At 71.0% G+C, this 15370-nt stretch carries 10 protein-coding genes and 1 pseudogene; 5 read left to right on the top strand and 6 right to left on the bottom strand.

Features of this window, described 5'->3' with window-relative positions:
* Positions 1-6: 6 nt before the first annotated feature.
* Positions 7-2538, bottom strand: a complete 2532-nt coding sequence (fxsT, locus tag AB0K21_RS05275) for an FxSxx-COOH system tetratricopeptide repeat protein (RefSeq protein ID WP_343977561.1) — start codon at positions 2536-2538, stop codon at positions 7-9.
* Positions 2539-2741: 203 nt separating this feature from the next.
* On the opposite strand from fxsT, the gene AB0K21_RS05270 reads away from it, so the two are divergent.
* The 3 genes and pseudogenes from AB0K21_RS05270 to AB0K21_RS05260 all read left to right on the top strand — a co-directional run.
* A complete protein-coding gene (locus AB0K21_RS05270) occupies positions 2742-2900 on the top strand; it encodes a hypothetical protein (RefSeq protein WP_343977558.1) in 159 nt (52 codons plus the stop codon).
* Positions 2901-3110: 210 nt separating this feature from the next.
* A complete protein-coding gene (locus AB0K21_RS05265; RefSeq protein WP_245651495.1) occupies positions 3111-4001 on the top strand; it encodes an SIR2 family protein in 891 nt (296 codons plus the stop codon).
* Positions 3998-5731, top strand: a pseudogene (locus AB0K21_RS05260) (hypothetical protein); the annotation flags it as partial. The gene AB0K21_RS05265 and the pseudogene AB0K21_RS05260, both read left to right, overlap by 4 nt.
* 103 nt (positions 5732-5834) lie before the next feature.
* Here AB0K21_RS05260 and AB0K21_RS05255 read toward each other — a convergent pair.
* From AB0K21_RS05255 to AB0K21_RS05235, 5 genes are all read right to left on the bottom strand, one after another.
* Positions 5835-7304 carry an MFS transporter gene (locus AB0K21_RS05255; RefSeq protein WP_343977555.1) on the bottom strand — a complete coding sequence of 490 codons (1470 nt, stop codon included), beginning with the start codon at positions 7302-7304 and terminating at the stop codon, positions 5835-5837.
* Positions 7305-7756: 452 nt separating this feature from the next.
* A complete protein-coding gene (locus AB0K21_RS05250) occupies positions 7757-9421 on the bottom strand; it encodes a hypothetical protein (protein ID WP_364147966.1) in 1665 nt (554 codons plus the stop codon).
* 64 nt (positions 9422-9485) lie between these two features.
* Positions 9486-10436 carry a sugar kinase gene (locus AB0K21_RS05245; RefSeq protein ID WP_343977549.1) on the bottom strand — a complete coding sequence of 317 codons (951 nt, stop codon included), beginning with the start codon at positions 10434-10436 and terminating at the stop codon, positions 9486-9488.
* A gap of 7 nt (positions 10437-10443) precedes the next feature.
* On the bottom strand, positions 10444-11385 hold the full coding sequence (locus AB0K21_RS05240) for a pseudouridine-5'-phosphate glycosidase (protein WP_343977546.1): 942 nt from the start codon (positions 11383-11385) through the stop codon (positions 10444-10446).
* Positions 11386-11508: 123 nt separating this feature from the next.
* Positions 11509-12564, bottom strand: a complete 1056-nt coding sequence (locus AB0K21_RS05235) for a putative sulfate exporter family transporter (protein WP_343977543.1) — start codon at positions 12562-12564, stop codon at positions 11509-11511.
* A gap of 70 nt (positions 12565-12634) precedes the next feature.
* Between AB0K21_RS05235 and AB0K21_RS05230 the strand changes: the two genes are divergently transcribed.
* Both AB0K21_RS05230 and AB0K21_RS05225 read left to right on the top strand, forming a co-directional pair.
* Entirely contained in the window at positions 12635-13561 is a 927-nt protein-coding gene (locus AB0K21_RS05230; protein WP_343977540.1) for a LysR family transcriptional regulator, read from the top strand.
* 249 nt (positions 13562-13810) lie between these two features.
* Positions 13811-15325, top strand: coding sequence for an NAD(P)/FAD-dependent oxidoreductase (locus tag AB0K21_RS05225; RefSeq protein WP_343977537.1), 1515 nt, complete (start codon positions 13811-13813; stop codon positions 15323-15325).
* The last annotated feature ends 45 nt before the right edge of the window (positions 15326-15370 follow it).

Below are 15370 nucleotides of genomic sequence, written 5' to 3'. Positions count from 1 at the left end.
GCGTGGTCAGATCGGCGGGGGGTCGAAGTCGCAGTCGATGCGTCGGCCCTCACTCGCGAGGATGGCGTCGGGGTGGCCGGCCTCCAGGGGGCGCTCATAGTGCCGCATCGTGTCGTGGTACAGCAGCTCGGCCTCCTTCTCCGCGCCGGCGGCTCTCAGATCGAGGACGAGGTTGCCGGCGCAGGCCAGGCTCAGGAAGTGGTTCTCGCCGAAGAGCTTCTGCAGCCTGTTCAGCGTCTCCCTGCCGAGCTCGCACGCCTGGGTGAACTCTCCCAGGATCGCCAGGTCCGTCTGGAGGCTGATGGCGCACGTCAGCGGGTAGTGGTGATCCCTGCCGACCTTGGCGATCAGGCCGCGCACCGCCTGCTCGTTCAGCCGGCGGGCCGTTTCGACCTCGCCCCGCAGGCGGTGCAGGATCGCCAGGTTGCCGCCGCAGGCGAAGCCGTAGGGGTGCTCCTCGCCGAACACCCGGGGATACAGCGCGACCGTCCTGTTCGCTATCGCGAACGACTCCTCGAGCTCGCCGGTCACCCGCAGGGAGTTGGACAGGTTGATCGCGGCCGCCATCGTGTCGGCGTGCTCGTCTCCGAAGAGCCGCTGGAGCCGGGTGTGCGTGTCACGCGCGAGGTCCAGCGCCTCGGAGATCTCTCCGGCCCGGCGCTTCGCGATCGACAGGTCCTTGGCCGTCAGCAGGGTGAAGTGATGGTCGAGCGTCAGCTCCTGGACACCGTAGGCGTAGGCCTCCTCGCCCAGGTCGCAGGCCTCGGTGTAGTCGCCGCAGAGCCGTACCGCCCTGGCCAGGCCGTTCCAGGACAGCAGCAGGGTGCTCTTGCCGATGCCCCCCATCGCGTCGCTCATCTCCAGGTATGTCTCCTGGTGCAACCGTCGTGCCGCCTGGTAGTCACTGGTCAGCGCGTAGTCGAGGGCCAGGCTGTTGAGCACGCGCAACGTGGCGGGGTCGCTGGGCCCCCGGTTGGCGATGTGGGCGTCCCGGGACTCGCCGTCCAGCTTGCGGGCGGCGGCGAAGTCGCCACGGGCCCGCAGGGAGGCCCCGTACCCGTTGGTCGTCAGGAGCGTCTCGCGGTGGTCGGGGCCGAGGATGGCGCGCATGTCGTCGAGGGTCTGGTGGTCGACCTCGTAGGCCGCGGCGTACTGGCCGAGCGCCCGCAGGACATTGCCCAGGTGCCGGTGCGCGACGAGCACGTCCAGGTGCTTCGGCCCGCTGACCTCGCTCCATCTCCTGATGAAGCTGGTGAGGAAGGAGTGGGCCGACTGGTAGTTGCCCGACATGTACAGGTAGCGGACCACGTTGAGGGCGAACTGCCTGGCCGCGGGGTCCGTGCACTCCTCCAGACCGGAGGGGGTGACGTGCGCGACCAGCTCCTCGAAGCTGCGCCACCTGTCGGTCTCGTCGGGGTCGTTCGGGGCGCTGCCGGCCAGCAGCACGTGCACCTCGTGCCGGATGTCCGTCTGATCCTCTTCGGGCAGGTCGTCACGGAGCAGCGCCTGGATCAGCCGGTGAACCTGGATCGTGCGGGTGGTGGGCTCGATCCTGGCCAGGGCGAAGCGTCTCAGCTCGCTCAGCGCCGTGGCGAGCAGGATCGGATCAGAAAGGATCTTGCTGAGCCGGGGGACGACGGCCTTGTTGCCCCTGCGGAAGACGTCGCGCGGAATGGGCTCGGGGCCGAAGAAGGCACAGCACCGCAGGAGCGTGATGGCCTCGGGAAGGCGGTCCTGCAGGAGCGACACCGACACCTTCCAGGCCGCGGTCATCGACAGCGGATACCCCGGTGCCCTGTTGACGCCCAGCAGCCTGCTCGCCTGCTCGCCGAGCTGCTCCAGGTACTCGTCGACGGACATGCCGGTCTCGTACTGCAGCGCGCCGGCCTGCTCCAGAGCCAGCGGGAGATCGCCGAGCTGCTCGGCCAGCCGCGAGGCGTCGTCGTCGGGAACCTCCCGGCGCAGGCGTTTCTTCAGGAACGCCACGCTTTCCTCGCGGGTGAAGACGTCGACCTGGAGGGTCTCGAAGTGGTCCTCCCACTTGGGGTTGCGCGAGGTGATCAGGACGTGACCCGGCCCGCGCGGGATGAACTCCTCGACCTGTCCCGGATCCTCGGCGTTGTCGAAGATCAGCAGCCAGCGGCGGTAGGGGTTGCCGTTCTGCAGTGTCCTGCGCACGGCCTCGGCGGCCTCCTCGACACCGGTGGCGGAGGCGGGAGGCAGCCCCAGGTGGGGCGCCATCGCGGCCAGCGCGGACGGCACCAGCACGCGCTGGTCGGCGGGGATCCACCAGACGAGGTCGTAGTGCGACCGGTAGCGGTGGGCGTACTCGATGGCCAGGTGTGTTTTGCCGACACCGCCCCACCCCTGCAGTGCCTGGGGCTGGGGCACGACGGCGGTGACGGTGCTGATGCCCTGGCGGAGCCTGACGAGCAGGTCGTCCCGCCCGGTGAAGTTCCTGTTGCGGGGCGGCACCTTCTCCCAGACCTCGGGCTGCCGTTCCGGCACCGTGTTCGCCGCGTGTGAAAGCTCCACCACCTCGGGCCTCCGTTTTTTTAGCCAAAGGGATCGTACGGTCATCCTAAAGGTTGATTCGGCGGGTGGGGTATTACAGAATCGCATAGTAAGAAGAAAACGGCCTGGAGGCTTTCGAAAAGGACGTCGTTTCGCATTTTTTTAGGACGTCCCAAAACCCGGGTGGTGGTCGAGGCCGGATCCGGAGCGATGTAAGGGGAGCACGCATGCGCGATGACGGCTCAAGATCAAACATTTTCGTCGACCTCGGCGGCCTCTCCCTGGAGATGCTCGGTGAGATCGAGGACCACTCCCTGCGGAGGGCGCTGGAGCCGTTGTTTCTGGAGACGGCGGAGCCGACGGCCGGATTCACCAGCTCGATCTGAACGGTCACCCTGCCGTTTCGTGCGGGTCACGGCAGAAAGGTGATCGTGAATCATTCGCCTGCTCCGGGCGTGCCGTCGGGACAAACGTCGGCGAGACAAGAGGTGCCTTCCCTCGCCGGAGGGATTGACCATGCCAATAGAGTCGTACGGCATCGAGTCCATGATCCGATTGGACCTCTTGCCCGTGAGGTGGTGCCCTGCGTGCATGACATGGGGGAGGCCGAGTGGGAACGCCTGCTCGACCAGTTGAACAGCGGGGACTGCACGCCGTTCTTGGGGTCCGGGGCGTGCGTGGGCACTCTGCCGACCGGGACGGCGCTGAGCCGCGACATGGCGCGCCGATGGGACTATCCGTTCGACGACGACCATGATCTCCCGCGGGTGACGCAGTTCGCGGTGATGCGATATGGGGATTCGGTATATGTGAAGAGACGGATCTGCGACGAGCTCGACGCCGGGGGCGCGCCCGACTTCCTCGACCCCCTGGAACCGCACGGTCTGCTCGCGAGTTTCCCGCTTCCGGTATATCTGACGACGAACTACGACGACTTCATCCTGCGCTCGCTCGAAGCCGTGGGAAAAAGACCGAATGTGGCTGTATGTCCATGGAACAAAGGGCTGGCCTACGCCGAGGATCTGTTCAGCAGCGAGGCGGGCTGGAATCCCAGGCCCGAGGCTCCGCTCATCTACCACCTGCACGGCAGCCTGCAGGATCCGGCGTCGATAGTGCTGGCGGAGGACGACTATTTGGAGTTTCTCACCAACCTCGCGGTGGACGGTGTCGCGGGCGGCCAGCGGATGCTGCCCACCTCCATTCTCGCGGCGCTGACCAGGAGGCCCCTGCTGTTCATCGGATACAGCCTGCAGGACTGGACGTTTCGCGTGCTTTTCCATGGGTTGTTGAAAGCCGTTCCCGGAATCAACCGCCGCAGGCACGTGAGCGTCCAGCTCGCCCCCTCGCTCGCCAGCACGAAGGCGGACGTGCTGGAAGTCCAGCGCCAGCTGGCCAGATACTACGAAGACTGGCGGATCTCCATCTTCTGGGGGACGGCGGAGGAGTTCTGCCGTGAGCTGCGCCGGCGGATGGGACCGGTGCCGTGACCTCTGACGTGACCTCCGACCTTGTCCGGCCGGACGAGGCCGGCCAGCCGTACGTCGGCCTGCGGGCCTTCCGCCGCGAGGACCGAGCCAAGTTCTTCGGCCGCGACAGGGAGGCGTACGAGGTCTCCGACCTGTGGCAGGCCGGGCGCCTGACCGTGCTGTACGGACCGTCGGGCGTGGGCAAGACCTCGCTGATCCAGGCGGGCGTGCTCCCGCTGCTGGACATCGGCAGGACCGACGTCCTGCCGATAGGCAGGGTGTCGCACGGTTCGCCCTTCCCCTCGGCCGCGCTCTCCCGGCACAACCCGCACGTGTTCGCGCTGCTGTCGTCGTGGTCTCCCACCGAGACGCCCACCCGGCTGGCGGGGCTGACGATCCGTGAGTTCCTCAGCCGGCGCCCGCCGCGCCAGGATCCCTACGGCGACCCGGTCCTCACTCTGGCCGCGATCGACCAGGCCGAGGAGCTCTTCGGGGACTTCGCCCACCGCCAGCCGTACCGGGAGTGGTTCATCGGCCAGCTCGTCGAGGCGCTGGACGACGACCCGAACCTGCGCCTTCTCATCTCGATCCGCGAGGACTACCTCGCCGCGATCCTTCCCCACGAGCCGAAGCTGGCGGGCATGGCCAGGAGCCGCTTCTCGCTGACCGCCCTTGACACGGCCGCCGCGGTCCGGGCGACCGAGGGCCCGCTGGAGGGAACGGGACGCTCGTTCGCCCCGGGCGCGGCGCGCGGCCTGGTCGACGATCTCCGCATGATCAGGGTCGGCAGGGCACTGGGCGAGGAGGTCGTCGCCGACGCCAAGGTGGTCGAACCCGTCCAGTTGCAGGTCGTGTGCTCGGCCATGTGGCATTCCCTGCCCGAGGACGTGCGGGTCATCTCCCTGGACCACGTCCGCAGGTTCGCCAACGCCGATCGCTCCCTCACCGGCTTCTCCGAGCGGATGATCGCCGAGGTGGCCCACGACCACTTCGGTGACGACGTCGCCGAGCTCAGGAGCTGGCTGCGCCGCTGCTTCATCACCGAACTCGGCACCCGCGAGGTCGTCTACCAGGGGGAGACCGTCACCGCCGGCATGCCGAACGCGGTGGTCAGGGCGCTGGTGGACCGCCACATCCTGCGTGAGGACATCAAGGCGGGCACGCGCTGGTGCGAGCTGTCGCACGAGCGTCTCATCCAGCCGATCCTGCAGAACGACCGCCTCGTCGTGCAGGCCGAGAGCCGGGCCCTTCCCGACGACTACCTGCGGGCCGCCGAGCTCTCGTTCCGCGACGGGGAGTTCGCGCTGGCCGCCAAACAGGCCGAGGAGGCCCTGGAGCGGTGTGGCGACAACACCAGGATCCGCGCGGAGATCGAGTCCTTTCTCGGCAACGTGGCGCATCGGCGGGAGGACTTCGAGAAGGCCGTGTCGCACTACCGCACCGCCGCGGTCCTCTTCGAGACACTGGGGGCGACGTCGGCCGTCGGCGGCCTGCTCGCCGGGATCGGCCGGCTGCGGCTGGTCCAGGGGCGCCCCTCGGTCGCGGTGCGGGAGCTGTACTCGGCGATACGCCGCGTCCCCAACGACATGAGCATCCAGACCGAGCTCGCCTGGGCGCTCTGGTACGACGGCCATCCCGATGCGGCGCGTGACGTTCTCAACGACGTTCTGGGAAGGGAGGGAAACCTCACCGAGGCGTTGCGGGCACGGGGCGAGATCCTGGCCGGGCTCGGCCGGGCGGAAGCGGCGTTGCGCGACCTGGACCGGGTCAGGCCGCTGCAGTGGCCCTCCACCCGGGCCGCCCACGCCCTCGCGCTGGCTCTGCTGGGGCGCTTCCCCGAGGCGAGGCGGGAGATCAGGGCTGTGCTGGCCGAGGGGGGAGATCACGGTCCGGTGCTGCTGTATGCCGCCCGGATCGAGGCTCTGGCCGGCGACGCCTCGGCGGCGGCCGATCTGGCCCGGAGGGCGGGGACGGCGCGGGCGCCCACCCTCCCTGCCCATCTCGCTGCCGAAGCGGCTCGGTTGGTCGCCACGTCGTGAGCACCCGCGTGGCCGCGTGGGCCCCGGTCGCCCGGACCTCCCTGGCCGTCCCGGCGATGCCGAGTCGCGCGCAGAGGTTCAGCAGCGCCGCGAGCGTCACCACCAGGGCGACGCAGAACATCAGGCCGGCCAGGACGACGGCCGCCATCCGGACGCCCGCCACGGCGACCAGGGTCCCGCCGAGGGGGGCCGCGACGCACACGGCGCTGTACGTGACGAGCCGGTGCACGCTCATCACACGCCCGAGCCTGCTCTTGTCGACGGTGTCGACCTCGAAGGTCCTGATGGCCACGTTGCTGAGCGCCCCGGTGCACCCGGTCAGCAGTATCGCGAGCCCGAAGAAGATCGGCCCGGCACCGTACGCCGCGATGAGGAGCGCCAGCACCCAGATCCACAGCTGGGCGAAGAGCGTGGAGTTTCTCGGCTTGAGCTTGAGGTAGGGAGCCAGGCTCGATCCCGCCACCCCGCCCATCCCCCCGGCGGCCAGTACCAGGCCGACCTCGTAGGAGGGCAGGTTCGCCGACCCGGCAATGAAGATCATGATGAGCGCGTTGATCATCAGATTGGTGACCATGGTCAGGGCCATGGCCTTGCGCAGGAACGGGTGCCTCGCCAGTTCGCTGAAGCCGTCGGCGATCTCCCGCAGCAGGTGCCGCCCCGCCAGGCTTCTGAGCCCGTCGACGAGCCCGCCGGCGATCTCGCGGATCGCGTGCGACCGAGGCCGGCGCCCTCTCCCGCCGCCCGTCACGCTCAGCGGGGACAGCAGCGCCAGGAAGAACAGCGCGGAGTTCACCGCGAAGGACGCCACCTGCATGATCCCGAAAAGCCACCCGCCCAGTGGCCTGCCCGCCAGCACCGCGACGTGCGAGATCGTCTCGCTCCTGGCCATCGCGACGGAGACCTGCTCCCTCGAGACGAGGGACGAGATCAAGGCCGTCTCCGCCAGCGAGTAGACGACCCACAGCGTGCCCTCCAGGAAGGCCGCCACCAGCAGGTGCGGGAGCGACGGCCAGTCGAGGGCGAGGGCGAGGAACACGCTGAAGACGGCCAGCCCCCGCAGGGTCTCGGTGAGGAGCATGAGCGAGCGCGGGTTCACCCGGTCGGCCAGGACGCCCGCCGGAATGTAGAAGATCAGGACCGGAAACGTCAGGGCGAAGCTGGTCCAGCCCGCCTGCACCGGAGATCCGGTCAAGGCCAGTGCCAGGAGGGGATAGGCGACGCTCACGGCTCGTGATCCCACGGTGGAGAACGTCAGTCCCAGCCAGACACGGGCGAATTTTCTCATCGGCTAGTTCGAAGTCGCTCTCTAATCCCTGGCCATATCACGACTTAGCCGCCCGCCGTCCCCGTTCGCGTCCCTGGGGACACTTCACAAGGCGACGGAGGATAGAGCTATCCCGACTCCCACCAGATGGCGTTTCCTTACGAAAGGTCGCAGGATTCAACAACAACGAGAGCCCGTTTCGGTGAAACGGGCCCCAGCGGTGTCGCTAAGTCACTTGAGTCCCAAAAGCATAGCGCCGAAAAAGAGCAGCCGGGAAAGGTTGGTCATTCCCATGCCGAGAAAAGGGACGTTTCGGAATCCTTGGTGGAAATTACAGGTCGTCGACGGCGCTCGGCGGCCGAATCGACGCGACCGCTGAGCGGCCCCCGGGAATGGGGGCCGCCTATACCGGTTTCGGTCACCGCGGACGGCCGGTTCTCGGGGGCGGAAATCACCCCGAGGAGGCCGGAGGTTCAGGCGGGCAGCTGGGCGTCCAGGCGGTAGCCGTCCACGGTGACGTAGACCTGGTCACCCGGCCGGGCGTTCAGGCGCATCAGGACGGGCTGCAGGGAGTCGAAGACAGGGTGGTCCCGCCAGACCAGGACCACCGCGTTGTCACCGGGGCCGGTGACCGAGAGCAGCGTGCCCGGACGCATGCCCAGCCGGGTGGCGTACCCCTCGGGTACGGCCACCGGACCGCCCCGCAGGTGGTCGCTGGTCACCTCGATGCGCTGCCAGCGGCTCGGGTCGGCCGACGGGCTCGCGGGCGGGTGCAGCGGAGCCCGCTGGCTGGTGATCAGGTGCGGCCGGGTGTTGCCGCCGGACAGGGCCGACAGCGTGGCCAGGGCGGCGCGGGGATCGATGCTGCCGGTGTTCACCTGGGGTATCGGCTGGCCGCCGCGGTGGTGGTGGCCGTTGGCCCCCGGAGTGCGGCGAGGCAGCTGCCTGGTCGCCTCGGAGGCGGCCTCCTGGGCAGGTGTCTCCTGCCCGCTCGCGGCGAGGGCGTCCAGCCAGGCCTGGGCCGAGTGGGCCCGGATGCCGAGCTGGTGCTCCATGAGCGCGACCGCGTCGGTGTCGATCGGCTTGTTCGCCAGGAGCTGGCGGGTCCTGTCGCGCAGGCCGCCCAGATCGCCCACGACGAGCCAGTCGTCCTGGAGCCGCCGATCGGGCATGAGCGTGACCAGCACCCGCCAGAGCGGGGTCTGGAGGGTGGGGACCTCGATCGGGTGCGCGGGATCCGCGCCGATGAGCTGGTCCTTGGTGGCGGCGGCGCCCAGCCACTCGGTCAGCCCGAACATGTGCCCGGTCAGCGGTGCGGACTCCGAGGAGCGCAGCCAGAGCAGGATGCGCTCCTCGGCGGTGCGCTGGGCCGCGGAGAGCGCGTCGCGGTCGGCGTTCAGCTTGTGCGCGAGCGCACGCAGGCTGATCGGGTCGACCGCGAAGAGCCGTTCCACGGCGACCGCGCGCTCCAGCGGGCTCCAGTCGCGGAACATGTTGTCCACCAGGCGCACCAGCGGATAGTCGCTGAGGCGTACCGGGGGGGTGGCGGCGGGGGGGTCGGCGGCGGGGGCGACCGGCTCCGGGGCCGGCGACCGGTGCTGCTCCTGCGGCGCGGGCGGCTGGGCCGGGATCGATGGCGCGGGCGTCTGCGCGGGGGTCTGCTCCGGCACCTGGGGCTGAGCCTGGGCGGCCGGCGCGGCCTGCTCGGCGAGCCCCGGGATGTGGCTGAGCACTTCGCGGAACATGGCGGTGACCAGGACCTCGGGAGAGGCGGGCAGCGCGGGCCCGCTCAGGTCTCCCGCGGTCAGGCGGCGCAGGCGGCTCCAGCCGCCCAGCCCGGTGATGGCCAGGCGCGCGGGCTCCGGCCAGCCTGGCAGGGTGGGGTCGACCGTGTGCACGTGCAGGGCGGGCAGCACGTCGCTCAGCGGAAGGTGGTCCCAGCGCGACAGCGAGAGCCGGGCCAGCCTGTCGCAGACCCAGTCGAGCCCGGCGGAACCGAGGGCCTTGGGCAGGGTGACCGAGGACCACCAGCCGGCGGGCAGCCGGGGGTCGGCCAGGGCTTCGGCGACTTGCTGGGGACGGCTCCAGCGCAGGGCTGGGACCAGATCACTCAGGCAGATCGATGACTCGGCATCCATCGGCGGACCGCAACCTCCCCAAAGTGACGCGTGTGGCTAATGGTGCAGCTTACGCCGCAAGCTATCAATTGGTGTTAAGAGGGTAAAGCTCGTTCGTACCCAACTCCGACGGAAGGATACGCGGACGGCCCCCCAGTACCGTCACGGCCTCCGCTCCGGCGCGGCGTCCGGCGTCCAGCGCGGCCTCGTCGTCGGCCCCGCTCAGCAGGGCGGTGAGCAACCCCGCGGCGAACGCGTCCCCCGCCCCAATGGAGTCAATCACCTCGGTGGTGAGTGCGGGAACCCGGGCGGCCAACTTTCCGTTCCTGGCCATCAGCGCGCCGCGGGAGCCGAGTTTCACCGCCGCCGCGCCGTAGCGCAGGCTCAGAGTCTCCGCCGCGCCCTCGGCCGAGGTCTCGCGGGTGAGCAGCAGAGCCTCGTCCAGATTGGGGATGATCAGCTGGGCGGTCAGGGTCTCCTGGATGAACCGCTCGACGCCGAACGAGCGCAGGAATCCGGTCGAGGCGGGGTCCACGCTGATCGAGACGCCGCGCCGGGACGCCTCGGCCATGGCCAGCCGGGAAAGCTGGAGCCCTGGCTCGGCGAACAGCGTGTATCCGGACAGGTGGAGGTGGCCCACCCCCTCCAGCAGGCTCTCGTCCCAGTCGCCCGTGCCGATGTGCCCGCCCGCGCCCCGGTTGGTGAGCATGGAACGCTCCCCGGTCACGTCGACCATGGCGATCACCACGGCCGTCGGCCGGTCGGGGTCGACCCGCAGGTGCGGCCGTACCCCGAAGCGCCGCAGTTCGGCGGCGTGCCAGTCGGCGGTGTCGAAGCCGACCCGGGTCAGGATGCGGGTGTCGGTGCCCAGCCGGGCGGCCCAGGAGGCCGTGTTGGCCCCCGAGCCGCCGGGCCGCAGCACGATGTCGGCGGCGGTGTCCGTGCCGACGGCCAGGCCGCTCCTGGCCGGCCCGCCGTGCAGCGCGACGACGTCGGTCACCACGTCGCCGATGACCAGTAGACCCGTTCCGGTCATGGTTTCCTCAGTTTCCCCGGCTCCAGGAGGCCGCGATCTGCCCGGCGAGGCGGACGTTGCCCCGCACCGCGGCCAGGTTCGCCTCGAGCGAGGCGCCGGCGGTGCCGCGTACCAGGTAGCCCAGGAGGAACGGGGTGATGGCCTGGCCGGTGACCTTCTGTTCCTCGGCCGCCGCGAGAGCCTCGGCGAGCACCCGGTCGTGCAGTTCGGGGTCGAGCTGCTCCGACAGCGGCACCGGGTTGGCGACGATCAGCGCGCTCTCCGGGCCGCCCAGCGCGTCCTGGGCCCGCATGATGTCCGCGGCCTCGGCCGGGGTCTCGATCCGCCAGTCGATCGGCTCGCCCGAGGTGTGCAGGTAGAAGCCGGGGAACTCGTCGGTACGGAACCCCGAGATCGTGACGCCGCGGGTCTCCAGCCGCTGCAGGGTGGCTTCGACGTCCAGGATCGACTTCACGCCCGCGCAGACCACGGTGATGCGGGTCCGGCTCAGCATGTCGAGGTCGGCCGACTCGTCCTGACTGTCGGTCCACCCGCGGTGCACCCCGCCGAGACCGCCGGTGGCGAAGATCCGGATGCCCGCCCTGGCGGCCAGGAACGAGGTGGCGGAGACCGTGGTCGCACCGCTCGCCCCGAGTGCGGCGGCGGCGGGCAGGTCGCGGAAGCCCAGCTTGCGGAGTCCGGGCTCGCCGGCGATGCGCTCCAGCTGGCTCTTGTCGAGACCGATGCACGCCACGCCGTCCAGCACCGCGATCGTCGCCGGCACCGCCCCGGCCTCGCGGACGAGCTGCTCCAGCTCCACCGCGACCTCGAGGTTGCGGGGCTGGGGCAGGCCGTGCGAGATGATCGTGGACTCCAGGGCCACGATCGGGGCGCCCTGTTCCAGCGCCTCGGCCACCTCGGTCGAGGGGCGCAGCAGGCCGCCGGTGAGGGACTGTCGGGTGGTACGCATGAGCTGGTTCTGTCTCCTTGTCCGAGGTCGTAATCATTGCTTGCTTTTGGAACGGTGTAAACGACACCGTCTTCCCCAAAAAGAGCACGTTACGGCGGTTGCCGGGAGACGTCCACTTAAAGATCAGCTAATGAGTAGGACTCCGATCAGTGAGATCCCGCCGATGATGGCCGTGGCGATCCCGCCCAGGAGCAGTGACCGCCCGCCCCGCACGAGCTTTCGGAGATCGACACCGGTGCCCAGGGCGAAGAGCGCCGCCGCGAGCAGCGTCGCCGTCAGACCGGGGATGGCCCGGGTGACCTCGGATGGCACCAGGCCCAGGCTGCGCGCCGCCACGGCCACGACGAACCCGGCGACGAACAACGGCACCACCGGCGGCCGGCCCGCCGCCCGCCCGCTCTCCGGAGGCTCCGTCGAGGCGGGGCGCAGAGCGGCGGAGGTGAGGCCGACGATCGGGGCCAGCAGGACGACCCGGACCAGCTTGACGGCCACCGCGCTCACCAGGACCCCCGCGCCGGCCGCCGCGCCGATGGCGGCGACCTGCGCGACCTCGTGGACCGAGGCGCCGGCCCAGATGCCCAGCTGGTGCGGTGTCAGGCCCAGGGATCCCGCGAGCAGCGGCAGTGCGACGATCGAGGCGCTGCCGTACAGGACGACCACGCCGACCGCGGACGCCACGTCGTCGTCATCGCTTCCGGCGACCGCGTGCATGGCGGCCACCGCCGCCGCCCCGCAGACGGACACGCCGGTCGCGATCAGCAGGGACCTGCGCGGGCTCACCCCGACCCGGCCTCCGATCCACCGCGTCGCCGCGAACGTGACACCGGTCGCCGCCGCGACCACCGCCAGCACCGGCCAGCCGAGCGCCAGCAGCTCCGGCAGCGCGATCTGCAGCCCGAGCAGCACGATCGCCAGGCGGAGCACCCGGCGGGAGACGAACCTCAGCCCGGGGGCCAGCGAACGGTGCAGGCCGCCGAGGTTGGTGAGCGCGACCCCGAGTGCCACCGCGATCACGGCGGCGCTCACCTCGGGAACGATCCGGGTGGCGGCCGTGGCCAGCACCACCGCGACGGCCACCGCCCCGAGCCCCGGCGCGAGCGTCCCGAGCGCTGTCTCGGCGGACCCCGGAGGGGAGTGCCGGGTAGGTCCCGGTGAACGGGCGGGCGGGGAGGAGGGCATTGTCCGAGTGTCGGCGCGGCCCGGCGGGGCCGGTACCCGTCGTCTTGCTGGTAGGTCATAGCCTGGGGCTATGAGTGAGCTGCCCGACATCGAATCCCTGCGCCTGCTCGTCGATGTGGAGCGCCTGGGCAGCCTCGGCCAGGCGGCCAGGGCGGCGGGCGTCGCGCAGCCGTCGGTGAGCAAGCGCATCTCGCTGCTGGAACGACGTCTCGGGCTGGAACTGCTGGAACGCACCCCGCGCGGCTCCGTTCTCACCCCGCAGGGCGCGATGGTCTCCGCCTGGGCCGCGCAGGTGCTGGCGGCGGCCGAGGAGCTCATGAGGGGAGTGGAGGCGGTACGGCACGGCCGGGCCGCCCACCTGCACATCGCCGCCAGCATGACCGTGGCCGAGTATCTGCTGCCGCGCTGGCTGGGAGAGCTCCAGAACCGTGAGCCCCAGGTACAGGTCGGCCTGGACGTGCAGAACTCGGCGGAGGTGGCGAAGCTGATCGGCGGTGAGATCGAGCTCGGCTTCGTGGAGGGCCCCTCGGTGCCGCCGGGGCTGGCGTCGCGGGTGGTGGCCACGGACCGGCTCGTGGTGGTGGTCGCGCCGGGCCATCCGTGGGCGCGCCGCCGTACCCCGCTGCGCGCCGCCGAGCTGGCCGCCACCCCGCTGGTCGTGCGGGAGCGGGGATCGGGCACCCGCGAGACGCTGGACGTCGCGCTGACCGGCTACACCGTCGCCTCCCCGAGGCTGGAGCTCGGTTCCAACGCGGCGGTCAAGGGGGCCGCCCGCGAGGGCGCGGCCCCCGCCGTGCTCAGCGGCTACGCCGTGGAGGCCGAGCTGGCCACCGGCCGCCTGATCGAGGTGCCCACCAAGGACATCGATCTCGCGCGCCGCCTGCGGGCGGTCTGGCGCCGCGGTCGCACCCCCAGCGGCCCGGCCGCCACCCTGCTGAGAATCACCCTCTCCGCCGCCGGGCGGCCGGAGCCCCCGGCCCCGCCGTCCGCCCACTGACGTCCGGGGCGGACGCCCCTTCCTGCTTCGGCTCGTTGTGCGGGCGCGGGTGCGGCTCGGTAGGGTCGGGGTGTTCCGCGACGACCAAGCGGGGCATGTTTCTCCGAACGCCGCAGGGCGTGCCGTGTCCGCGCGGGGAGGCTTCGGGACGTCCGGGCCGGTGAACCGCGGACCGGCAGATCCGGCCGGCAGGTCGGGTGCTGGAATCCCCGGCCCTCAAGCCGCGGGAGGACGTCAAAGGGAAGTCTCGTGCTCCGCTCTCGCTATGAAGCAGTGATCGTCGGAGGCGGCCACAACGGCCTGGTCGCCGCCGCCTACCTCGCCCGCGCGGGCCGGCGCGTCCTCGTCCTGGAGCGCCTCGACCACGTCGGTGGTCTCGCCGTGTCGGCGCGGGCGTTCCCCGGGGTCGACGCGCGGCTCTCGCGCTACTCGTACCTGGTCAGCCTGCTGCCCGCCAAGGTCGTGGCCGACCTGGGGCTCAGGGTCACGCTGCGCCGGCGCCGGTACGCCTCGTACACGCCGGTGGGGGAGAGCGGGCTGCTGGTCGACAACGGCGACGCCGCGCGGACCGCCGCCTCCTTCGCCCGGATCACCGGGGGCACCGGTGAGCTGGACGCGTGGCGGCGCTTCTACGGGATGACCGCCGACGTGGCCGGCAGGGTCGCGCCGACACTGCTGGAGCCTCTCGCCGACCGCGCGGCGATGCGGCGCCTCGTCGGCGACGAGGCGTGGCGCGACCTGTTCGAGCGGCCGATCGGTGAGGTGGTGGACGAGCGGTTCGCCGACGACACCGTACGCGGGGTGGTCCTCACCGACGCCCTCATCGGTACCTTCGCCGACCCCTCGGATCCGGGCCTGCTGGCCAACCGGTGCCTGCTCTACCACGTGATCGGCGACGGGACCGGCGACTGGAACGTCCCCGTCGGCGGCATGGGCGCGGTCTCCGGCGCGCTCGCCGAAGCCGCCCGCGCCGCGGGGGCGGAGATCCTGACCGGTGCCGAGGTCCTCGCGGTCGACGCCTCGGGCGAGGTCGCCTTCCGCGACGCGGGCGGGGAACACGCGGTGGTGGGCGAGCGGGTGCTGGCCAACGTGCCGCCCGCCGTGCTCGCCCGGCTCCTCGGCGGCACCGAGCCCGCCCCCGAGGGGGCCCAGCTCAAGGTCAACATGGTGCTGTCCCGGCTGCCGCGGCTGAAGGACCCCGCGGTGGACCCCGAGGCCGCGTTCAGCGGTACGTTCCACATCAACGAGGGCCGCGACCAGCTCGCCCGCGCGTTCGCGGAGGCGTCGGCCGGGCGGATTCCCACGCTGCCCCCGGCCGAGGTCTACTGTCACTCGCTGACCGACCCCTCCATCCTCGGCCAGGGGTTGCGGGAGGCCGGAGCCCACACGATGACGCTGTTCGGCCTGCACATGCCGGCCAGGCTGTTCCGCGACGACCCGGCCGGGGCGCGCGAGGCCGCGCTGCGCGCCACGCTCGCCTCGATGAACCGGGTGCTCGCGGAACCCGTCGAGGACTGCCTGCTGCGCGCCCCGGACGGCGGTCTCTGCCTGGAGGCCAAGACCCCGGTCGATCTGGAGACCGAGGCGGGACTGCCGGGCGGCCACATCTTCCACCGCGACCTGTCCTGGCCGTACGGGGAGCCGGGGCGCTGGGGCGTGGAGACCGACCTCGAGCGCGTCCTGCTCTGCGGCGCGGGTGCCCGGCGCGGCGGTGGCGTCAGCGGCATCCCCGGCCACAACGCCGCCATGGCGCTGCTCGGCTGAGCCCGTCCGGCCTGGGCGAAGACGGCCTGAGGTGTTCATCGGGTT

Source organism: Streptosporangium sp. NPDC049248, from assembly GCF_040678965.1.
GTDB classification, from domain to species: domain Bacteria; phylum Actinomycetota; class Actinomycetes; order Streptosporangiales; family Streptosporangiaceae; genus Streptosporangium; species Streptosporangium fukuiense.
Note: the sequence above shows the minus strand (reverse complement) of the source record. Positions and strands in the feature narration are given on the sequence as shown.

Coding starts and splice junctions, on each gene's coding strand:
- AB0K21_RS05240 (WP_343977546.1), bottom strand. CDS start 11,385: ATGCGTACCACCCGACAGTCCCTCACCGGCGGCCTGCTGCGCCCCTCG.
- AB0K21_RS05270 (WP_343977558.1), top strand. CDS start 2,742: ATGCGCGATGACGGCTCAAGATCAAACATTTTCGTCGACCTCGGCGGC.
- AB0K21_RS05235 (WP_343977543.1), bottom strand. CDS start 12,564: ATGCCCTCCTCCCCGCCCGCCCGTTCACCGGGACCTACCCGGCACTCC.
- AB0K21_RS05250 (WP_364147966.1), bottom strand. CDS start 9,421: ATGGATGCCGAGTCATCGATCTGCCTGAGTGATCTGGTCCCAGCCCTG.
- AB0K21_RS05245 (WP_343977549.1), bottom strand. CDS start 10,436: ATGACCGGAACGGGTCTACTGGTCATCGGCGACGTGGTGACCGACGTC.
- AB0K21_RS05230 (WP_343977540.1), top strand. CDS start 12,635: ATGAGTGAGCTGCCCGACATCGAATCCCTGCGCCTGCTCGTCGATGTG.
- AB0K21_RS05265 (WP_245651495.1), top strand. CDS start 3,111: ATGGGGGAGGCCGAGTGGGAACGCCTGCTCGACCAGTTGAACAGCGGG.
- AB0K21_RS05255 (WP_343977555.1), bottom strand. CDS start 7,304: ATGAGAAAATTCGCCCGTGTCTGGCTGGGACTGACGTTCTCCACCGTG.